The sequence below is a fragment of the Pantoea sp. Morm genome, from assembly GCF_016643525.1.
Classification (GTDB): Bacteria; Pseudomonadota; Gammaproteobacteria; order Enterobacterales; family Enterobacteriaceae; genus Pantoea; species Pantoea dispersa.
Genome location: NZ_VOQX01000030.1, coordinates 1 through 21885 on the forward strand (window position 1 = coordinate 1; position 21885 = coordinate 21885).

A 21885-nucleotide genomic window follows, 5' to 3' on the forward strand; every position below is an offset into this window, starting at 1 on the left:
CTGAACGTTCCGGTTCCGGATGGCAGGCGGGAAAACCCAACAGAGCAGGAGCACAGGGATATGGATAGCGGGATTTAAAGGAATTGGAGAAAAAACGATGATGAAGGCAGATGATTATCGCATCATCAGCAGGGGATGGCAGTTTTCAGTCAGCATCGCCGTGGTGTGGCTGCCGATAAAGAACCGGCGCAGCCGGGAGTGTCCCCAGGCCCCCATCACGATCAGGTCCATGTCGTTCTCCTCCGCGTAACGGCACAGCCCGCGCGGGACGGATTCATCCTGAATTATCCGGGACTCTGCATTAATGCCGGCCGCCTGCAGGATATGCTGCGCATCGCGGAGTGAAGCATCATCGCCATTCACCATCATAACGTGGCTGGTCAGGCCCCGAAGCAGCGGGTTCACGAACAGCCGGGGCGGTTTCTGCGGCTGGCCTCGCTACTGTCCCGGGCGAAGAGCACCCGGGATGGCACTCTGAATGTTTCCCGCACGACCAGTACTGGCTCTTTCTGCAGGCGGATGATGCTTTCCAGATGGCCGCCCACGGTATGTGCCGTGCCGCGCCGGCCGAGTACCATCAGCCTCACGTCATCCAGCCCGGCAAGAATTTCATCCAGCGCGCCGTGCATCTGTAGCTGGCGCACTTCCGGAACTCCCGCACGGGACAGCCGCTCCGCGCAACCGGCCAGAATAGCTTTACCCATGTGCCATGAGCAGGCGGCTGCGCTCACCCTCCACGCGCACAAGCTCTTCGGTCAGCAGCTCTTTACTGTCGATGCCAATGCTCCCGCTCAGGTCAGAGACGGCAGGATGACCGTCTTTTTCCAGCACGTGCAGCAGGGCCAGCGGCGCGGAAAGGCCGGCGGCGGCCCACGCCGCGTAGTCACAGACCGGCCCGGTTGACGGCGAACCGTCCACGCAGGCCACAACGGTATTGTTCATAGCTGAATCTCCTGTCAGTTAGTGACCGCCCATCAGTTTTTCCGCTTCTTCCGGCTTGTCATGCACGCCGAAGCGGTCAACGAGGGTGCGGGTGGCGTCGTTCATGCCCGGTATTTCTACCTCTGTGCCTTCGCGGCGGAACTTGATTACCGCCCTGTCCAGCGCGCTCACGGAGGTGATGTCCCAGAAGTGGGCATGCGTGACGTCAATGACCACGCGCTCTGCTGCTTCGCGGAAGTCGAAATGGCTCATAAAGCGATCGGCGGAGGCATAAAAGACCTGGCCGGTGACGGTATAGGTCCGGGTCTCGCCCTCCAGGGACGATTTGACAGTCATGAAGCGCGCCACTTTAGTGGCAAAGTTAAGCGAGGCAATCAGCACCCCGGTCAGCACGCCGAAGGCCAGATTGTCGGTGGCCACCACCACGACCACGGTCGCCAGCATGACCACGCTGGTCGACAGCGGATGGCGGCGCAGGTCGGTAATGGAGCGCCAGGAGAAGGTGCCGATGGAGACCATGATCATGACCGCGACCAGCGCCGCCATCGGGATCTGCGATACCTGGTCACGGAGGGAGATAATCAGGCAGAGCAGCACCAGTCCGGCAGTCAGGGTGGAGAGCCGCCCGCGCCCGCCGGACTTTACGTTAATCACCGACTGACCAATCATGGCGCAGCCCGCCATGCCGCCGATAAACGCCGTGCAGACGTTGGCGATACCCTGCGCCTTGCACTCGCGGTTTCTATCGCTCGGCGTATCAGTCATGTCGTCCACAATAGTGGCGGTCATCATGGATTCCAGCAGTCCCACCACGGCAAGGCCGGAAGAATAAGGCAGGATAATCATCAACGTATCCAGGTTCAGCGGAATGGCCGGAATGAGGAATACCGGCAGGCTGTCAGGCAGTTTGCCCATGTCGCCCACGGTGCGCACGTCCAGGTGCAGCCACATGGAGATGGCGGTCAGCACCACGATGCAGACCAGCGGAGAGGGAATGGTTTTATTGAGGTACGGAAAGAGGTAAATGATTGCCAGACCGGCGGCGGTGAGCGCATACACGTGCCAGGTCACGTTGGTCAGCTCTGGAAGCTGCGCCATGAAAATCAGAATGGCCAGCGCGTTGACGAAGCCCGTTACGACCGAGCGCGACACGTAGCGCATCAGACTGCCGAGCTTCAGGTAGCCGGCTATCAGCTGGATGACCCCGGTCAGCACGGAGGCAGCAAGCAGATACTGAAGGCCGTGGTCTTTCACCAGGGTTATCATCAGCAGCGCCATGGCGCCGGTCGCGGATGAAATCATGGCGGGGCGTCCGCCAAAAATGGCCATCACCACGGGAATACAGAACGCCGAGTAGAGGCCGACCTGCGGGTCTACTCCGGCAATGATGGAAAACGCGATCGCTTCAGGAATAAGCGCGAGCGCGACGACAGTACCGGCGAGCACGTCACCACGGACGTTGCCCAGCCAGTCCTTACGCGTCGAGGACAGCAGCATAGTAATTTCTCAGATTTTGAATACAGTCAGCCCGTGAGGGCAAAAATTTCAGATACGAAACAGCTCATCCGCAGACGGGATGTTTTTGAGTGCGCGACTGGGGTTACTCAGTGCGACAGGGGAGGGTTACGACTCAGGGTGGCGTAAGACGCATGGTTTTTAAATTCTCCCTTATGGCAAAAGGTGCCTTCAGGACTGAATTATGCCAGCGAAATCTTGTGAAAGTGCGCTGACAGCGAAGCCTGATCTTGTCAGAACAGGGGCTTAACTATAAACGAAAGCAAAAAGAGATCAATGTTTCACCATGCAGATCATTGGCAGGGAAGAGATCAAAAAGGCGCTACTGCTAACGTCTGCTACTGGCACCAACTGGACAAGCTTACTGACCTGAAGGTCCGCTGTGAGCGAACAGCAGACGTTGGACTTAGTAACCTTACAAGCTAGAGTAGCTTGCACGGTCGGTATAATCAGCTGTTAGACCCCGAACCCTCATTTGCTCAAATGAACATACACATTGGATAGGAAGAAAAGTAATGCAATTCATTACCCATGGCCCTGACATTCCGGATGCACTTTTGCAGGCGCACGAGGAAGGCCGCGTGGTATTTTTCTGCGGAGCAGGAATTTCCTACCCTGCCGGTTTGCCGGGGTTCAAGGGGTTGGTGGAGCAGATTTACCGCCTGAACGGCACAACACTTTCGGAAATTGAGCGTGAGGCCTTCGAGCGCGAGCAATTCGACGCCACACTGGACCTGCTGGAGCGACGCTTGCCGGGGCAGCGTGTGGCCGTTCGCCGCGCGCTGGTCGAAACCCTGAAGCCAAAGCTCCGTCGCCAAGGGGCTACCGATACCCAAGCGGCTCTATTGCGCCTGTCACGCAGTCGCGAGGGTACAGTTCGATTGGTCACTACCAACTTTGACCGCATCTTTCATGTGGCAGCCAAACGCACGGGCCAGGCGTTCCAGGAGTACGCAGCGCCGATGCTGCCCGTTCCGAAAAATAGCCGCTGGGATGGTCTGGTCTATTTGCATGGCCTGCTGCCGGTGAAGACGGACAATACCGCCCTGGATCGTCTGGTGGTCACCAGCGGCGACTTTGGTCTGGCCTACCTAACGGAGCGCTGGGCAGCCCGCTTCGTAAGCGAGTTGTTTCGTAACTACGTAGTCTGCTTCGTAGGCTACAGTATTAACGATCCGGTACTGCGCTACATGATGGATGCGCTGGCGGCCGATCGGATGCTCGGTGAAGTCACGCCGCAAGCATGGGCACTGGGTGAATGTGAGCCGGGGCAGGAGCACCGGAATACCGTTGAGTGGGAGGCTAAGGGGGTCACACCCATCCTTTACACCGTACCCGCGGGCACTCACGATCATTCATCGCTGCACCAGACGTTACACGCCTGGGCAGATACTTATCGCGACGGTGTGCAGGGTAAAGAAGCCATCGTCGTCAAACATGCTCTGGCCCGTCCGCAGGACAGCACACGGCAGGATGATTTTGTGGGCCGGATGCTATGGGCCTTATCAGATAAATCAGGTTTACCGGCAAAACGCTTTGCGGAGCTCAATCCTGCCCCGTCGCTGCAGTGGCTGTTGGAAGCTTTCTCGGACGAACGCTTTCAGTACAGCGATTTGCCGCGTTTCAATGTGCCTCCACACACAGAGGTCGACACAAAACTTCGGTTCAGCCTGATCCGTCGGCCTGCGCCCTATGAGCGCGCTCCGCAGATCCTGCTGGCCTCAGGAGGCGTCAGCGTTAGCCAGTGGGATGATGTGATGTTCCAATTAGCCCGCTGGCTGGTCCGCTATCTGGACGATCCAAGGCTGATCATCTGGATTGCAAAATGCGGCGGGCAACTGCACGACCGTTGGTCTTGGATGATCGAACACGAACTGGATCGCTTCGCTGCGCTGGTACGGGATAGTAAGACCTCCGAGCGGGATGAAATTCTTTTGCATTCCCCCAAGGCCATTCCCGGTCCCCATATGTCCACATTGTGGCGGCTTCTGCTCAGTGGTCGTGTGAAATCTTCATGGCGTCACCTCGACCTGTATCGCTGGCAACGCCGTATGAAGCGCGAGGGCTTGACCAGCACATTGCGCCTAGAGTTACGCGTGTTACTTGCTCCCATGGTGGTGTTGAAGAAGCCGTTTCGCTGGAGCGACGACGATTCGGGCAGCATCGCTGAGTCCCTGCGAATCAAGCAACTTGTTGACTATGAGCTTGAGTTGGCCGCCGATCACGTGCATTCAACTCTACTCGACCATGCCGACAAGTCATGGAAATCGGCTTTGCCGCTCCTGCTGGATGAATTCCAGCAGTTGTTACGTGATGCACTGGATCTGCTGCGGGAGTTGGGAGAGGCCGACGAACGTCGCGACCGCTCGCATTGGGATCTGCCGTCCATTACTCAGCACTGGCAGAACCGTGGGTTCCGCGACTGGGTGAGCCTGATTGAATTGCTGCGTGATGCATGGCTGGCCGTTCGCTCCAACGACAGCGCTCATGCTACGCGCATCGCGCTGAATTGGTTTGAGTTACCATACCCCACCTTTAAACGTCTGGCCTTGTTTGCCGCGAGCCAGGACGACTGCATACCGCCCGAACGGTGGGTAAACTGGCTACTGACAGAAAACTCGTGGTGGCTGTGGTCCATAGAGACCAGACGCGAGGTATTCAGGCTGTTTGTTTTGCAGGCGCACCATTTGTCAGGAACTACACAAGACCGTCTGGAAGCAGCCATTCTGGTGGGACCTCCGCGCGAGATGTACCGGGATGACCTGGAAGCAGAACATTGGCAAAACAAGGTGGAACATTCTGTCTGGCTGCATCTGGCCAAGCTCAGCACATCAGGCCTTGTTTTGGGTGCATCTGCAGCTGCATGCCTGACAGAAATATCTACTGCCCACACGCAATGGCAACTGGCAGGCAACGAAAGTGATGAGTTCTCTCACTGGATGAGTGGCACAGGTGATCCAGAGTTCGAGGACAGCCGGGATGTCGACATTGCGCCCCGTAAGCGGCAGGAACTGGTGCAATGGCTCGCAAAGCCAATCCCAGAACGGCAACCTTTCTATGAAAACACGTGGCGTGACGTTTGCCGCACGCGCTTTTTTCACAGTCTGTCCGCGTTATGTGAGTTATCACAGGATGGTATATGGCCTACGGGCCGCTGGCGTGACGCTCTGCAGACCTGGGCCGAAGATGGGATGGTATTACGCACTTGGCGGTACGCCGCACCGCTGGTGCAGACTATGCCAGATGCAGTACTTAAGGAGATTAACCACGCTGTCACTTGGTGGATGGAGGTGGCCTCTAAGTCCATCAGCATCCATGAGAAAATCCTGCTGAATCTTTGCTGCCGCGTCCTGGCGCTCAATAAAGGATCAGAGCCTCACGGAATCGAGACCAAGGACCCTGTCGGCTCGGCGATCAACCATCCCATTGGACATGTCACGCAAACACTAGTCAACCTGTGGTTCAAGCAGAACCCGAATGACAACGATCTGCTTCCTGCCGATTTGAAGCCCATCTTCACCACACTGTGCAACACGCAGATAGATCAATTCCGCTATGGACGGGTGCTGCTGGGTTCCCGGCTGATCGCATTTTTCCGCGTAGATCGCCCTTGGACTGAACGGCACCTGTTGCCCTTGTTTGGCTGGAACGATACCGTCGAAGCAAAAGCCGTGTGGGAGGGCTTCCTCTGGTCGCCGCGTCTGTACCCGCCGTTACTTGAAGCCTTCAAGTCGCAGTTCCTGGAGAGCGCAAACCACTATTCTGATCTTGGCCAGCACCGCCAGCAATTCGCGACCTTCCTGACTTACGCAGCATTGGGCCCGACCGGGGGATACACAGTGGAGGAGTTCCGATCTGCGATTGGTGCGCTTCCACAAGAAGGTCTGGAGGAATCCGCGCAAGCGCTCTATCAGGCACTTGAAGGTGCGGCCGATCAGACTGAGGACTATTGGAAAAACCGCGCCCAGCCATTCTGGCAACAGATCTGGCCAAAATCCCGAAACCTGGCCACCCCGCGCATCTCCGAGTCTTTGACTCGCATGGTGATTGCCGCCCGCGGTGAATTCCCGGCGGCTTTAAACATGACGCAGGACTGGCTGCAACCAATCGAACACCCGGACTATGTCGTTCACCTTTTAAACGAATCAGGTATGTGCAGCAGGTATCCAGCAGATGCATTGGCCCTGCTGAATGCCGTAATCGCCGATCAACAGTGGGGGCCCCGAGATTTGGGGCAATGCCTGGATCAAATCGTGCAAGCTGATACGCAGCTTGGGCAAGATGTTCGTTACCAACGACTAAAAGATTATTTTCGAAGGCGCGGATTGTGAAAGTGACGGGCGTCGATCCTCGAGAGCAGCGTGGCATGACAAGGCAAATATGCACGGGACAACTAAAAGCTTTGCCGCTCGTGTCTCGCAATGCAACTTTTGTCTAACGGTGATTTACGGCGTTAAAAGTCTACTTGTGGGGACGAGCAGACCTGCATGCTCATCAATGTCCGCTGTGAGCGAGGAGCAGAAGCTGGCACTTTTGTGGACTGCTCATACAAAAGTGACTGAAGAAACAGTTGCGATTCAGTCCGACTGAAGTACGTCTTTATCCGTGACAACACCCGTTGCTGGCCTGTTCGCCTGCTCTGTCGGGTGCTGGATGTTCATCCCAGTGGCTTTTCTGTGCGATACACCGTCATCAATATCACGCATGTGCTAACGCCTGATGTTTTCAATACCGTGGAAACCAGCATCGATTTGCACCAGTTGTCATTGTTAGACCGCAGTATTTCAGTCCTGTTCGAATCAGCAACGTCGTCTGATTTTTTTGACTCTAGCGGGTGGTGATAACTGGGGTGATTTTATTCCAGAGAGTCGATACCATTAACGCAGTATATGTGATTCAAAACAGTGACGCTTGCAGGTATGGCCATCGCCATCAGGCCAATTGTCCGACCGTTAACCGGAGCAACCGTTGTGGTTATGAACAAACCTACCCAGACGCGCCCTAAGTACCAGTACCGCTTTCTGGCTGTCTCACGCGAGGACCGGTCCGCTCCCCCGTTCCGACTTTGTATTGATGCGGATTCAGAACAGGAAGCCCGTCGTATTCTGTCCCCATACTTTATCCTTTCTTTCACGGGGCAGCATCCTGCAGATGAAGGGGAGCATGGGTAAGTCCGTGAATTCCTGAGTTGCCATTCATTTGCTGCACGGCCCTACAGAGGTGCGTCACGTATCCGTGACGTTTTCGGGTGCAGCATTCTGGAAAGTAAAAGAAATCGTTCAGGTTAAAACGGCGTCGCGCCGGGGGCAAATGGCCTGACATAACGCATCAGTAACAGGCGTGATGGTGCAGTCGTGTACTCCCGGTAAAAACAGGGCTGCCCCTGCTGTTTCTGGGCATGTTACAGTGACTTTTAACGCGCTGGATTTTGTGCGCAGATGCAAAATCCTTCCGGATTTTGCATCTGCGATTCAGTAAAGATTACCTGCGCCAGGCCATTTTTTTTCCATCGCCTCCATCTCGAGTTCCAGCTCTGCAAGCCAGTCATTATTCTGTTCAACGTGCAGTGTGCCTGTTCCCTCACTGTTATCGTTGCTTGCGAGTTGCACCGGTAATTCACCGTCGACCTTATCATGCTTCATCAGCGCTCTCCTCTCTGCTGAAGGATAATTCGGCAGTGAAACGGATTTGTGCAGTGAATATACAAATCTTTTCGTGTGCCCTGACTTTTATGGTGTGGCGGAATCACCATGATGGCCGGTCATAAGTGTTAAGACACCTCAGCCGGCAGTCGTTGGAACTCGCAGACTTAAATCCGTTCCATTTTTCCTCAAAGCTGCCGATAACACTTTTATCATTCACTATCACTTCCTTAATTTATTGAGAATAACGATGAGAATATCTACCCGGCTTGCATCAGGCTTCGGTCTGCTTATTTTGCTCTTTATCCTCTGCACGGGCATCGCATTGAACGCGCTGGATCATGCCAGTGACGGCATGGACGACGCAGTCAACGTCAAAATGAAAAAGTACCAGCTGGTACTGGACATGCGCGGTGGACTGAGGGATATGGGCATTGCGGTTCGTAATATGGCTTTGCTCAGTGAACCCGAGGCCATGAAGCCGGAGTGGGAGCGACTTCAGAAGCAAAAGGCTGAACACTGACATTGAAGACGAACGACTCTCTGCCTGATGAAAAAAGAACCGCGCTTACGCGCGGATTGAATGGGGTCACAAAACGCAGGTCTTGTTAGAGTATTTCTCCATAGTAGTCGTTGCTGATGATACGTCAAGGAAAGCTGCGGCTGTCGTGCCTGATATCAGGGGAGGGAGGGCTGAGGTGCAGCACGGGGTGGTTAAGTCAGCTGTGCAGCATATTGCTGGCAATAAAAACCATAATGATTAAAAGAGCACTGCAGAACTGAGTTTTTCTGAATCGACCCGCTACACATTTTAACCGGATATGGGATTAAAAGCGCTCTTACCCTGCCACCGTATGCGCATGGATCCGTGAAGCGACTTCATTCCCGGTATAAAAATATTTCAACTCCCAGCCTGCCAGGCTGGCTGCCATAAGCGCACGCCATTGCGCCCGGCCCGTTTTACTTCATACAGAGCCTCATCCGCATTGTGAAACCACTGGTTTATGGTTTCAGCCTCAGTGGCTGAAGCGATGCCAATGCTTACCGTACAACGAAAATCATCCGAAGCGGGTAAACGTATCTGCAGGATTTTGTCCTGTAAGATTCTGGCCATCGCCACTGCAGATTCGTTGCAGGCATGATACAAAATGACGCCCAGTTCATCTCCGCCAAAGCGTGCCGGCGTGTCCTGCATGCCCGCGTGCTGCCGCAGAACGGCGGAGATCTCAGCTAACAGGAAGTCTCCTGCTTCATGGCCCCAGTTGTCGTTAACTGCTTTGAAATTATCAATATCCAGCAGCATCAGGTATCCGGAGCTATCGCCGCGGCGCGAACTGAGAAATGCTTTCTCAAGGCAGCGTTCGAACATGCGCCTGTTTGGAATTTCCAGCCCGGGATCCATTAACGCGATACGCTCCAACTCGCGGTTACGCTGACGCAACCGCCAGGTAAGATTGTACGAAGTGACGCTTAGCGCCAGTAAGTAGCATGTCGACAACGGAATGCTCAGCCAGACAGTACGCATACTGAAGGTCATATTCAGCTCCAGACCATTCATCAGCCACACCACTCCAGAAGCACACACAAATGCCCGCACAGAGGCGATGAGTTGCGCTGAACCGCCGGCGGCGTATCGATCGGACGCCAGCACCGCCATTATGATAAACGAGGGGAAAGGGCTCAGCGCCATCAGGGCTACCCAGATGCCACCAAACGCAGCGTCAAGGGTCAGGTTCTGCTTTTCCGCAGTGGTGGCGTCATTGGCGCGCAGCGCGCGGCGATAGGCCAGCCATGGCCAGATAAAAGCGTTCACTGACAGCAGGATGGTAAACGTCAGGCTACGATCCATTTCCATTAATACAGAAAGAATCGGGAAAAAACATAGTGTGGTGCCTAACTGTCGCATCATGAACATACGACGAACAAAGCGTCCGGAACGCTGCGCGAGATGGCTGTTCTCTGGGGAGTAGTAAGGCATTGTCGTGAATTCTGAAGAAGGCGGAATCTATTTTTTACCGAAAAAGATCCACCGGCACCACTTACTTTTCAACTCAACTTAACCATCTGATAAAAAATAAAAAAATGTTCAGATAATGGCTCAGCCATAACCGGAAATACTGCCTCGTTCAGGTAACCTGTGAAGGCAGTGGACTCAGCACATGCCGGGGCTGAACGCTGGCAGTGAAGTGTTCCCCGAATTCATGGATGTGGTGAAGCGAAGTCTCATAAAAAAGGCAGGAGTGATACGAATCAAAAGGCCGGACCGGCTCTTGCGGGGAAAAATCAGCGGGGCGTCCGGGCCTTATGGAGTAGTGCAGGAAGCCGGCATTGACCTGGTGACGCCCTGCGAAAACCTGCTCTGTCGGCACCGCCCCCATTGCCCTTATTAGGGCATCCCGGTCGCTCACAGTGTTAAGGAGGAAATGCAGCCTGACTGTATTTTTCAGGCTCATCAGCTGTCACTGCAGCATCCGGTGCCGTGGATCAGACGTGCTGCTTCATCAGATCGATCATTGCCCCCGCGTGCGCGTCAACGTGGCGGATATAGCGCATCACCGTTTCCGGCTTTTTCCAGGTTCCTTCCTGCATGATTTGCGCGGTACTGTATTTCTTCGTGGCCATGTCGATGGCGGCGCCGACCCGGGCGCTGTGACCGGACCAGGCGCGGTAGCGGTTTTTATTCGGCCGCACAGTGCCGGCATCGCCGGCTTCCTGCCAGGCGCGGGCAAAAATATCCTCCAGCGCCCGGGCGGAAAGCGGCTTTTCAGTCGCAGCGGCTGCCCGGTTCGAGCGGTGAACCGGACCGAAGATGAAGGCGTCGGGCTCGCCGGCCAGCCCGGAAAGCGTCAGCCACTCCGTAAGCCGCTGCGAGGAGAGGTCGCCTAGGGCCTTAATAAGCCCCCCGGTCATCACAATGGTTTTGGTCCAGGCGACGTCCAGGATCACCCGGCCGTCCGCCGCGCGCGAGACGTCACGCACCCGCAGCCGGCCCAGTTCGCTGATGCGCAGCAGGGTGGCGTAAGCCACGTGCAGAAACGCCAGGTCGCGCCGCTGCTGCAGGCGATCGGAAACTGACCAGCACGCGTCGAGCGAGAGCAGGTTGTGCAGGCGGAAGGGAATGGCCTGACCGGCACGCTCGCCGGCGATAACGGCGGTGCGGTTGATCTTCTTCACCGCCCGGAACACCAGCGGCGAGGCGTTGGGCGGCATCAGTCCGGCGTTACGGTGTAACATGGAAATGAGCGCGGCGTGCGTGCTGATGGTGGAAGAGGCACGACCGGACGCCTGCAGCCAAAGCAGGTAATCGCGCAGATCGGCCGGCGCCATCGGCAGCAGCACCCGGCCGTGCTCCGCCGCCCAGCGGCCGGCAATGCGCATCACGCTGAGCAGCTGCTGCCAGGTGTTGTCAGAGAAGGCTTCCCGATCGCTGACGAACTCGCGCAGCCGCCCGGTAATGTCGCCGTCCTCCGGGCCGGTCAGGCCCGGCAGGAGTGCCGAATATGTCATGTTTCCGCCGATTGTCCGCCTGGCGTCGCTACGTGAATTCTGAGAATAAAGCAGGGACTTACCCCTGCAGATTTCACGCAGCGCTGCCGCATTAATGTTCGCCCTGAGCCCGTACAGGCCGGATCCCCATCATACCCGGATCCTCGGACGGATCCCAGCTTCATATAAACCCTATTATATAAGGTTAGGATTTTGGGTGATCACACGCTCTATAGCGAGTACGAGCCAATCCCTAGCGCTGATGGACAATACGCTCATTATGTAAAGTTAGAATTTTAAATAGAGTCTGACTTGTAAAAAAAGAGCGTGTCTCACCATTAAAAAGATGGCAACAACACGAAAGACTAAATTTAATTGAGGCCACAACTAAAGAGTGTTTGTATGATTTTAATTAGGTCATATTAACTTTATAGAAACTTAGAGTCGATTCGTAAACAAAGATGTTATCTGAAATAAATTGAGTGATATGCAAGCATGATTAAAAATCAATTAAAAGCCAAAATTGATTGGCTTTTATATTATGAATGATTTTAATTTAAGAACCTCTTGATAATCTCTATTTTTTCTTCAGATAAGCTAGATGTATCCTTGAAGATAATATCATCTTCATCAATGTGTGAAACTATGTCTAACAACCAAGAAATATCTTCGGGATCAAATCCGTACTTTAATAACCAAATTTCCTTTTCATCATTAGTACCATACCGAATGTAATTTTTTAACACCTTAGACCGCTCATCGCCCGTACTTTCGTAATAAATGGACAGCGCTGCAGATAAAGGGTCAGCAAGAGAAAGACTTATAACCTTATCTAAATAATCGTACGTATCATAAACTAACATATCATAATTAAATTCGACAACATTTGCTTCGCTAGGAAATAATCTAACTAGTCTTAATGATGAATTAGGGATTTTTTCAGCACGAAATGATGTCACAATTTTTATTGTAGCTAATTTTTCTAAATATTCTTCCCGCCCCATATCTCCAGATCTTAAAGAGCGCAATAATCTTCTTCTTTCATCTCGTTCAGTAAGGAAGGCATGTCGTAATGAAATTGTTTCACTGAAGGATTTTCCCTGGACCTTCCAAAGCAATATGGGGATTGCCGTACTTAAAATAACTTGCTCAGACCTAGATAGCTGCTCATTTTTAAGATGGCTACAATAGACGATTTTAATTCTATCTTTTAATTTCTTTCTGGCGCTACTGCCAAGCTGGTAGTATTCTTTAGCAGTGATAGTTTTATTAAACCTAATAAGTTTATCAAGTATGAACTCAATATCTTTATTAATATTTGATTCAACTATTCTATCAACTTGTTTTTTTGTCAAGTGAAGATCATCATCAAAAGTGTCTGACTTAATCGCCTCTACCAGATCCCTATAATCTGGCGGTATATTAGAAAAATCATCATCAAGAGCAGAACTTGTATTCAATTTGACTTTTTCTGACATCCTTTCAATAAAGGTCTTAACATTCTTTCTATTGATAATAGTAAATCCATAGTCGAATTCATTTTTATTTGTACTTCGTCCTGACCTTCCAATTAAGTTTTTTAAAGTAAGGTGTCCCATATCTCTGAAATTATCAATCAGAACACAATCAAAAGGCATGTTTATACCTTGATTTAAGGTTGATGTGGCGAAACAAATCTTAGCAAACCCCTCTCTAACAAAGTTCTCGATCAAAAGCCTAGCCTTAAGAGGCATTGAACCATGATGAACAACAACTCCTCTTTTCATGAGCTCAATAAATGAAGACTTCTTACCTAATTGACTATCAGACGATCCGATATAGTTTTCTAAAGATTCTATTATCAATAAGGCCTTACTGTCCGTGATAGCTGGACAAAGCTCTATGTATTCATTAAAGCTTTCAATATGAGAATTATTATATATTTTGTTTTTGGATATATACACCAATGCAGAACCACCATGTGAAATAATATCTTTCATAAGATCATTGGTGATTGTGTAATCAGTTGTTTTTTTGAAGGGAGAAAAGAAGGAGTAGCTGCCATCATCCTCCAGGGCGACAAATATTTTCCCAACATTGTTCTGCTCAAAGCAATCAGAGCCAGACATTTCATTAAAGTTATGCTTCATCTGTTGGGCTTCAGGATTAGCAACAAAAGGATGTGCAAAAACTTTTTTAGCACTGGGAAAAACCCGTTCAGTTCTTCTTACGAAAGCATCGAATGTGATTCCCCGTACGTTTTCATCTGCTATTTGGGCCTCGTCAAATAAAAATAGCCCAATATCAAAATCCTTCGAGTATTTGAATAGCTCAATTCCTCTTTCAGGAGTGATTATAAAAACCCTCTTTATTATATTATTTTGATTAACATTCTCAATAAACTGCAACACTAAAACATCGTTTTCTACTTCTTTCACTACCGCCGAATAAAATTCAGCAATTAGTGCCCTTGATGGGACTACAATTACAACATCATTATCAATTTTCTTGATTAACTCTCTAAAAAGATATGATTTCCCTGTACTTGTTGGTGCTGAAAAAGAATAGAACTTTTTATCAAGGATTGACTTATAAGCTCTAGCTTGTACAGGAGTAAATGAGTTTCCATATTGGGTCTCAATGGCTTTTCCGAGATCCTCATAAACAATCTCAAGAAAAGTTTTTGGTTTATTGGTTTTAAAAAACAATCCCATTGTAGAGAGTAGCTTATTTTCTATGACCCTAAATCTCTTAGGATGGAAGAGTTTAATTAAACTCAAAGTTTCCAATGATGACATGTTTACCGCGCCACTACAGTGAAACTCAACCAAAATAGTTTCCATTATTTTTTCAATGCCATCTCCATTTATAATTTCATTAAGCACGGACTCTTACTCCTATAAGATAGATAGCCTCGTGGCAAAGAAGCGTAGGCATAAACTCTGAGTTCAAGGCGTTATTCATTATACCATTAATATCATCAGATATAATTGAGAAGGCAGCACAAAATGATTTCCCTCCCGATGGCACTTTGTCTATAGCTATGGCACTAACAAAATGCTGAATATCAGAAAGTTCCTGCAAGTCCTTTTTTGCAATTATAAACTCGTTAATCTGACTTAATGCCTTACCATGTGGGTTACCTACTCCACTATATTTTGCCTCTCCAAAAATCACAAAGTTTTTAGGACATTCAGTATGAAAGTCAAACCCTGGGTTTCCAGATATCTTCTCTTTAATAAGTTCTGCAAGAGGTAATCTTATATGAGTTAAATGGTCTTTTAAAACCGTTTGCGCTGTGTCAGATACAAGATACTCCCCGAAGTCAGATGAGATCTCATCTTCAACTTTACTAAGTATGTCGTTAACTATTTTGTTAATGGTTGGTTCAGAACGAGCTGCATAGGTTGTGCTGTTTATTATATTTAAAGGTTCAAGCCAGCTAGTATCTGTAATTACCTTATGCATATCTTGTACACGTGACTTTAAATCAACTATTTCTACAGCGATGGAGTGAATTACTCCTTTTGCCCCAGCCACATAATCTGACATAGGAGTTGATACTTTAGTTATTAAATTCATTTATCATTTCCGTGAGCTTAGAAAGCTTTACAGTGAAAAATACACTTGAATTACAATAAGATACTTATTAAGAGAAATGCGTGGTTTGTCTACAAGGTGATTTTTAGTTAAGTGTTAAAGATAATATCATCAGCTGACTAACAAATAAAAATATTTAAACATATATTTATCAGTGGCTTATGATTTTAACCTAAGAAAATTCTGTCTTTAGTGGGGAGCCGTTCATTTTGCGCCTGTTAGAAATTCAAGTTAATTTCTAAACATTTGGTTTAGGGGATACTAATCGCAGAGGAGGGCATTGCAGACTTGATAGTTAAGTCAAAACTTAATGCAACAGTAGATATGGTGATTTTTGTAGGATATGAGATATGGTATATATAAATTTAACATAAATAGCATTATGCGCCATTTGATTGTAGTGGCTAAATACAGATGTCCGCGTTATCGTCCTTTTCCAGGATTTCCCGGCTGAGGAGGCTACTGATGATGGCTTACGTTTCGAAGTGCATTACGATGAATGAAGTTAACCGCCTCAAGATCCTGCAGGACGTCATTGATGGCAGGCTCACTACTTCGCTTACATTACAACGACTTGGTCTCTCGGATCGCCACTGCCGGCGTCTGCTTGTACGTTATCGCAAGTCTGGGTCGCTGGCACTGGCGAACCGCCGCCGTGCATTGTTCGGTAATCGCTAGCTTGTTCCTGGCCTTGCTGAACTTGCTCTGGGCATCATCCGCGATAACTATACCGACTTTGGTCCGACGCTCGCCTGCGAGGAGCTGGCCGAACTCCATGACGTTGTGCTGGCTAAAAAGACCGTGCGTCAGCTGATGGTACGAGCCGGACTCTCGATCCCCCGGAAAATGCGTTCACCGAGGATCCAGCAGCCGCGGTATCGTCGCGCCTGCGTTGGCGAGCTGATACAGATTGACGGCTTTGATTACCGCTGGTTTGAGGAGTGCGGTCCTGCCTGCACGCTGCTGGTCTACGTTGATGACGCGACCAGCCGCCTGATGCAGCTTCACTTCGTAAAATCTGAGTCCACGTTCACCTATTTTGACGCCACGCGCGGCTATCTGGAGCTGCACGGTTTGCGATTAAATATTTATTCGCTTTAGTACCTATTAATATGCGCCACGATAATAACGCACGTTTTCTATTACTCATTAAAAGCGTGAGAGGCTTCTGATCGCCTCAGCCTTACCGACAAAATTCCGTTCAGCAGACTGATAATTTTCAGGTAGGGTAATAGATAGATAATCCGCTTCTGACTATGCCGGAGAGCACGGCAGTTCCACTCTCTTGAGAAATCCCGCACGGTAACCTACCTTCTATCACTATCCCTGACGCTGCACCCCTCAGATGCATCAACATAACCGGAGGTCAGATGACCCACAGCCACCCTTCCACACCCTGCAGCGGCACGCTGTTTTTTGATGTTAATGAAACCCTACTGGATACCTCAGGACTGAATCAGGCAGTGGCGCAGCGGCTTGGTAACAGACCTGAGCGCGCCGAAGCTTGGTTCACTTCGGTGTTACATCATTCGCTGGTCGGAACCGTAACCGGCAGCTTCCACAATTTTGGTGATATCGCTGAAGCCGTACTGGAGATGACCGCCGCGCGATACGGCATCACCCTGCCGGAGGAGGCAACGCCGCTGGCCGAAATCATCGCCGCGATGCCTGCTCATCCGGATGTGGCCAGAGGGCTGACCGCTCTGCAGCAGCAGGGATATACGCTGGTCGCGCTTACCAACTCCTCTGCCGCGCTGGCTGAAAAGCAGCTGAGCTCCGCCGGGCTGGCCACCCTGTTCACCCGTATTCTCAGCGTGGAACAGGTTCAGGCTTATAAACCCGATCTGAGAGTCTATCAGTGGGCGATGAAGGAGATGGGCCAGCCCGCGTCTGCCTGCATGATGGTTGCGGCGCATGGCTGGGATGTCGGCGGGGCAAAATGTGCAGGGATGAAAACGGCCTTTGTCGCCCGCCAGGGCCAGGCGCTCTATCCGCTGGCGCCCTCACCGGATCGCATCGTCGATGATATCGTTGCGCTGGCTGCAGATATCACCCCGCTCTGCTGAGCCGCATCAATGGATGTGCAGCGGTGTACGGCACACTCACTGTTATGTCTCAAACGCCGATCTGACCGCCTCGACGATACGTTGGGATGTGACGTCATCTTCAAACAATGGGAAGTTTTTTTTCAGCTTGCCGGAAACCTGCCAGCCGTTCTCCTTTAACGACCGGATGATGCGGCTGGCATCATGATCCGGCATCTCAACCACCTCCTTAAGTTGCTGCTGGGCGCGCTGAAACAGAACCAGCACCCGCGCTTCATCGGCCATTTCGGTTCGCACGGTATGCTCGATCACTCTGCCCGTGTAGAGAACATGCTCGGTCAGATCGGGATAGCGCCAGGCAAAGCGGGCATCCTCATAGTCGCTGAAAATGAAGTTGCTCCTCGTGCCGTCATCATACGTTTTCAGCTCGCCAAAACGGTAGCAGCCCGCATAACGTCGCATCAGTTTTTTAGAAAAGAGATCCAGCGTGCGATCGTAGCCGACCCGAAAATCCATCGAGCTGGTAATGGTGGCGGAAACCGGCAGGATGACGCCATCCGGTATTGCGCCATCCCGGTTCAGCGTGTCATTGATCAGAAATCGGTGGATGCGGCCATTGCCGTCGCGCATCGGATGGATATAGACAAAGCCAAAGGCGATAACGCCTGCCCGGGCCAGCGGCGCGGCACCCTTTGTCGCCTCTTCAAAGGCTTTCAGCCCCTGCATAAAGCGCGGGACAACCTCGTAGTGTGGCGCAATATAATGGACGATATCTTCACGCATCGTCGACTGTCCGACAAACACCGGTGAACGTCGCAGCCCCAGGCCCAGCGCATCCTGCCCCAGAATCCCCTGCTGTATGGTATGCAGGCTCTCCTCGCTGAGCGGATCGTCGAGCTGGCCGCAATACTGCGCGATCACATGCGCAAAGCGTTGGATGCGGTCGCCCTGATCAGACTCTTTTTCAATCAGGAAACTGGCGCGCGACTCCTTAAACGTCAGCCAGCTGGCGGTGCGCATCAGAATATCTGCGCCAAAGGCGTTATCCAGGTCTTTTAAGGCGTCATTTAGATCGAAGGCCAGCGCCTGCTCAACGGCGGGCGTTCTCCGTACCAGCGGACAGAAATCTGACGAGCCCGGCAGGTTATCCTTGATGCGCCAGCGGCGGTTACGCTTCAGCGTGGTGCGGGTGAGCCAGGCACCGGATGAAATCGCCTCGACATAACCGCCGTTGGTCACATCGGGCACCTGTAGCGTGCTGCCGGTCAGCCATTCATAGAAAAATCCGGCCCGCCGCGCATACTGGCCGAACGGCTCCTGGCAACACCACTGTTCCAGTGCTTCAGGTCCGATGGCCGTAAACAGCCGGGCAAAGAACTCAAGATGGATCTCTTCATATTTGAGGCCAAAGGCGAAGTGACCGGCAAAGGAATCTTCCGGCTGATAGCCAGGCGGATAGTGATTCTCTACCTGTCCCTGGCTCTCGTGATGGGATCGTACAGTGCCGATGGCCGACTTCACGCGCAACGGTTGCGCCAGTTCAATTGCATAACGTTCGCGCAGCGCGCTGAAGCCGACCAGCATAGCGAATCCCTTATCTGTCGAATTAAAACGGTAACATATAGGAATTCTACCACGAAAACGTTAATTTCGCTATCGAGAAAGCGTTAACAGCCGTCCAAAAACGATAATTAAGTGGCAGGATGATGCGAAAACAATAACGACACTGCCCCGTCAGGGTTTAACCACGATACAGAGCAGAGCAGACCAGCAACAATCATCACCACACCGGCCAGACTGTGCCAGCTGAAAGCCTCCTGAAACACCGGCAGGCTGACGGCCACCAGCCACACCAGCACATAGCTGAGAATCAGCAGCGGATAGACCCGGTTGAGCGGGAAAAAGTGCAGCGCCCGGATCCAGCAGAGCATCGAGACGCCATAGGCCCCCCAGTCCGGCCAGCAGCATAAGGGCGGGCTGGATAGCCACCGCAGGCAGCGACAGGAGACTGCTGAACTCAGGCAGCCGTGGCATCGCCCAGCGCATCATTAACTGCGCAGCAGAAACCCGCAGCACGCTGCAGGCCACCCATCCATACCCTTTCATAGCTGACTCGCCATCAGTGCCACGCCGGTTACCACCAGCAACGTGCCCGCCATCTGGCGTAGCGTCAGTCGCTCGCGCAAAAGGAGCCGCCCGGCCAGCGCGACGAAAATGAAATTAAGGCTCAGCATCGGATAGGCCTGGCTCACCGGCACCTGCTGCAGCACCTGCAGCCAGAGAAGCATGGCGACACCTAACAACAGCACGCTGAGGGCGATCCAGCTTAACCGCCCCTGACGTGACAGCGATAGGTGGTGCCCACCGCGTGAGCAGCGTCCTCGATGATGGCGATACCATGCTGTTCAGCCAGCGCATAAATCGGGTCGAGATCGGCGAGCGCACCGGCATAATGCACCGGAATGATGGCGCGCGTTCGCGGGGTAATCGCCTGTGCAATCTGTTCCGGCGTCACCATGAGGTTGTAAGGATCGACATCAATCATGACCGGCGTCGCGCCCAGCAACGTAATCAAGTTCAGGGTTGAGACCCAGGTCATGGGGGTGTTCACTTCATCGCCCGGCCCGATCCCGATGGTCATCAGCGTAACGTGCATCCCCGTCGTGGCAGAACTGACCGCAATGGCGTGCTGATTGCCGGTCAGCTGAACAAAGCCTGCTCCAGCTCGGCGCATTTTGTTCCGGTCGTAATCCATCCCGAATCAAACGGCCTTAACGGCAGCCAGCTCTTCATCACCGAACGAAGGGCGGGAAAAGGGCAAAAATCCATGCTAAAACTCATGCAGACCAACCTGTAAGCTGTCGCGGGTTTTAATCAGACACAATGCCGGAAAAAGAATTTGAATAGCGGTTTATTCACGCACGGCAATAGCGCTATCGCGCCCCAATTTTCCCGTTATGGAATTAAGCTTATCGGACTGATAATACAAACCACCGCTCAAAAGTTAACTGAACATTAAATGGATGAAATGAATGACAATAAAATCAACGAGGCATTAGTTAAGGATCGCTGAAAAAAGTTCACTCACCACTCACAGATACTCTCTCTTATCGTTACTCTTTTCGTTCTATTGATAATGTTCATAAATCAGCGAACTTTAACGGGAACAGCCGCAGGAAATGCCCGATCTGTGAATTGTCACGATCGGGTCGGCGTTTAACTTTCGTTGATTTTCATCGCTCCGCTGATGCCGGTTTAATGCAGTGAGATCGCCGTAAAACCGGTAGCTTTGCGCGTGCCGGAAACGCCGGTTTAATAAAGCTGTCTTAATGCAATCTTAATATTGCCGGTTACTCTTGTTCTGACCTCACATTAATCGTTATTTTCTGGTGAAATGAAGCAACACTCAGTTAATATCTTTCCGATAAAATGTACCCGCAACGTAAAAACAGTGCTAAAAAGTGAATGGAATCGCGGAGTCAGGCGTTAACGTTGGATCTGCCAGAAAAAGAGAAAAGAGTGATGATACGTGCCGCCTGTTTATGCGCTCTGCTTGCCCTGCTCAGCCCGGTGCTTTATGCCGCACCGACGACTTATGCCATTACTCCGGACAAAACAACCATTGGCCTTTCCTGGCGTGCCTTTGGTCACGATTTTTCGCAGGCCAGACTGCAGGGTGTGACCGGAACCGTGATACTGAATCCTAATGACGACCGTGATAACCATGTCGAAGTGAGTATTCCGGTCGGCACGCTGGTGGCGTCAAACAGCCTGCTCACCTGGCAACTGAAGAGCGATCTGTTTTTTGATGCGGAGCACTACCCGCAGATTCATTTCGTCAGCAGCCGCGTTGTCGCGCTGGGTAGAGGTCAGTACCGGATTTTTGGCGTGTTAACGGTGAAAGATGTCAGCCGGCCGGTGATGATGCTCGCCTCGCTCGACAGCGGTGAGGCGGTCGATCCTGCTTCACGCTCGCTGGCTCTGCACGCATCGACCGCGATCTCCCGCACGGCATTCCGAGTGGATCGGCTGGTCGGGGTGGTGGATGACCGGGTGAACATTGCGCTGGCGATTGCCGCGCAGGTGAACGCTCCGCTCCGCTGAAGGCGCAGCCAGACTACGTCAGTGCGGCCTGCAGGATAGTGGCGATAGCCGCCAACTGGTGAGCCGGATTGCGGCCAATCAGCACATACTGGAAGCCATCCCGGTTCCACCAGGCCAGCTCCATTCCATACCGCCGTTCACGGGCGATCGCCTCCGGTCCGTGCGGAGCCGGTGAAATACAGAGCGCCATCGGGCCGTAATCCGCGTACAGCCAGGCGATCTGCGCGATTGAAGTCCGCTCATAGCGCAGGATCCGGACCATTTTCAGTTCAGCCCCGGGCAGGCGTCCGGCGCGGCGCTCCGCCTATGCCTCGCGCTGCTTGAGCGTGGCCAGCTGCACAAACGGGTACTGCTGGCGCAGCAGAAAGTCTCTCCTGTTAAGCGCCAGCGCCTCGCTGATGCGCGCGCCGGTGTTCCACAGCGTGGTGAACAGCATCTTGCGGCGCAGGTCTGGCATGAAGTGGAGCAGAACGCTGATCTCCGGCGCCAGCAGGTACTTCGGCAGGTCGTCGACCAGCGCGGCCGGGTAGTCGATGGCCACCGGTAGCTGGGCGAACATGGCGGGCAGGTTA

12 protein-coding genes and 8 pseudogenes are annotated in these 21885 nt (G+C 52.1%); 6 read left to right on the top strand and 14 right to left on the bottom strand.

What is annotated here, in order from left to right:
• Nucleotides 1–114 precede the first annotated feature (114 nt).
• Nucleotides 115–942 (bottom strand): annotated as a pseudogene (locus tag FT726_RS12380) (universal stress protein).
• 18 nt (nt 943–960) lie between these two features.
• A complete protein-coding gene (locus tag FT726_RS12385) occupies nt 961–2439 on the bottom strand; it encodes a SulP family inorganic anion transporter (RefSeq protein WP_346302852.1) in 1479 nt (492 codons plus the stop codon).
• A gap of 533 nt (nt 2440–2972) precedes the next feature.
• Between FT726_RS12385 and dsr1 the strand changes: the two genes are divergently transcribed.
• The gene (gene dsr1 / locus FT726_RS12390; protein WP_346302853.1) at nt 2973–6788 is read left to right on the top strand and encodes an anti-phage defense-associated sirtuin Dsr1; all 3816 of its coding nucleotides are present in this window, start codon (nt 2973–2975) and stop codon (nt 6786–6788) included.
• A gap of 246 nt (nt 6789–7034) precedes the next feature.
• Here the strand turns inward: dsr1 and FT726_RS12395 are convergent, their stop codons facing one another.
• Nucleotides 7035–7163, bottom strand: a complete 129-nt coding sequence (locus FT726_RS12395) for a hypothetical protein (protein ID WP_346302854.1) — start codon at nt 7161–7163, stop codon at nt 7035–7037.
• Between the two features lie 270 nt (nt 7164–7433).
• On the opposite strand from FT726_RS12395, the gene FT726_RS12400 reads away from it, so the two are divergent.
• On the top strand, nt 7434–7628 hold the full coding sequence (locus FT726_RS12400) for a host cell division inhibitor Icd-like protein (RefSeq protein ID WP_346302855.1): 195 nt from the start codon (nt 7434–7436) through the stop codon (nt 7626–7628).
• A 300-nt stretch (nt 7629–7928) separates the two neighbouring features.
• Here the strand turns inward: FT726_RS12400 and FT726_RS12405 are convergent, their stop codons facing one another.
• Nucleotides 7929–8099, bottom strand: coding sequence for a hypothetical protein (locus FT726_RS12405; RefSeq protein WP_346302856.1), 171 nt, complete (start codon nt 8097–8099; stop codon nt 7929–7931).
• 250 nt (nt 8100–8349) lie between these two features.
• Between FT726_RS12405 and FT726_RS12410 the strand changes: the two are divergent.
• A pseudogene (locus FT726_RS12410) lies at nt 8350–8613 on the top strand (MCP four helix bundle domain-containing protein); the annotation flags it as partial.
• A gap of 387 nt (nt 8614–9000) precedes the next feature.
• Here FT726_RS12410 and FT726_RS12415 read toward each other — a convergent pair.
• The 4 genes from FT726_RS12415 to FT726_RS12430 all read right to left on the bottom strand — a co-directional run bounded on the left by FT726_RS12415 (nt 9001) and on the right by FT726_RS12430 (nt 15146).
• Complete coding sequence (locus FT726_RS12415) at nt 9001–10077, bottom strand: diguanylate cyclase (protein WP_346302857.1); 1077 nt, start codon at nt 10075–10077, stop codon at nt 9001–9003.
• Between the two features lie 506 nt (nt 10078–10583).
• On the bottom strand, nt 10584–11606 hold the full coding sequence (locus tag FT726_RS12420) for a tyrosine-type recombinase/integrase (protein WP_346302858.1): 1023 nt from the start codon (nt 11604–11606) through the stop codon (nt 10584–10586).
• A 530-nt stretch (nt 11607–12136) separates the two neighbouring features.
• Nucleotides 12137–14449: a DEAD/DEAH box helicase gene (locus FT726_RS12425; protein ID WP_346302859.1), complete on the bottom strand. Its 2313-nt coding sequence runs from the start codon at nt 14447–14449 to the stop codon at nt 12137–12139.
• Nucleotides 14442–15146, bottom strand: a complete 705-nt coding sequence (locus FT726_RS12430) for a hypothetical protein (RefSeq protein WP_346302860.1) — start codon at nt 15144–15146, stop codon at nt 14442–14444. Before FT726_RS12430 ends, FT726_RS12425 begins: the two co-directional genes overlap by 8 nt.
• Nucleotides 15147–15629: 483 nt before the next feature.
• Here FT726_RS12430 and FT726_RS12435 point away from each other — a divergent pair.
• Both FT726_RS12435 and FT726_RS12440 read left to right on the top strand, forming a co-directional pair.
• Nucleotides 15630–16259, top strand: a pseudogene (locus tag FT726_RS12435) (helix-turn-helix domain-containing protein); the annotation flags it as partial.
• Nucleotides 16260–16534: 275 nt separating this feature from the next.
• The gene (locus FT726_RS12440) at nt 16535–17230 is read left to right on the top strand and encodes a haloacid dehalogenase type II (RefSeq protein WP_346302861.1); all 696 of its coding nucleotides are present in this window, start codon (nt 16535–16537) and stop codon (nt 17228–17230) included.
• A gap of 42 nt (nt 17231–17272) precedes the next feature.
• Here FT726_RS12440 and FT726_RS12445 read toward each other — a convergent pair whose 3' ends face one another.
• The 4 genes and pseudogenes from FT726_RS12445 to FT726_RS12460 all read right to left on the bottom strand — a co-directional run.
• Nucleotides 17273–18793, bottom strand: coding sequence for a Fic family protein (locus FT726_RS12445; RefSeq protein ID WP_346302862.1), 1521 nt, complete (start codon nt 18791–18793; stop codon nt 17273–17275).
• Nucleotides 18794–18900: 107 nt separating this feature from the next.
• A pseudogene (gene arnF, locus FT726_RS12450) lies at nt 18901–19315 on the bottom strand (4-amino-4-deoxy-L-arabinose-phosphoundecaprenol flippase subunit ArnF).
• Nucleotides 19312–19560, bottom strand: a pseudogene (locus tag FT726_RS12455) (SMR family transporter); the annotation flags it as partial. The pseudogenes arnF and FT726_RS12455, both read right to left, overlap by 4 nt.
• Nucleotides 19557–20030, bottom strand: a pseudogene (locus FT726_RS12460) (aminotransferase class I/II-fold pyridoxal phosphate-dependent enzyme); the annotation flags it as partial. The pseudogenes FT726_RS12460 and FT726_RS12455, both read right to left, overlap by 4 nt.
• Nucleotides 20031–20731: 701 nt before the next feature.
• Here FT726_RS12460 and FT726_RS12465 point away from each other — a divergent pair.
• A complete protein-coding gene (locus tag FT726_RS12465; protein WP_346302893.1) occupies nt 20732–21313 on the top strand; it encodes a YceI family protein in 582 nt (193 codons plus the stop codon).
• Between the two features lie 13 nt (nt 21314–21326).
• On the opposite strand, the pseudogene FT726_RS12470 reads toward FT726_RS12465, so the two are convergent.
• Both FT726_RS12470 and FT726_RS12475 read right to left on the bottom strand, forming a co-directional pair.
• Nucleotides 21327–21596 (bottom strand): annotated as a pseudogene (locus FT726_RS12470) (hypothetical protein); the annotation flags it as partial.
• A gap of 24 nt (nt 21597–21620) precedes the next feature.
• Nucleotides 21621–21872 (bottom strand): annotated as a pseudogene (locus FT726_RS12475) (phage integrase family protein); the annotation flags it as partial.
• Nucleotides 21873–21885: the final 13 nt, after the last annotated feature.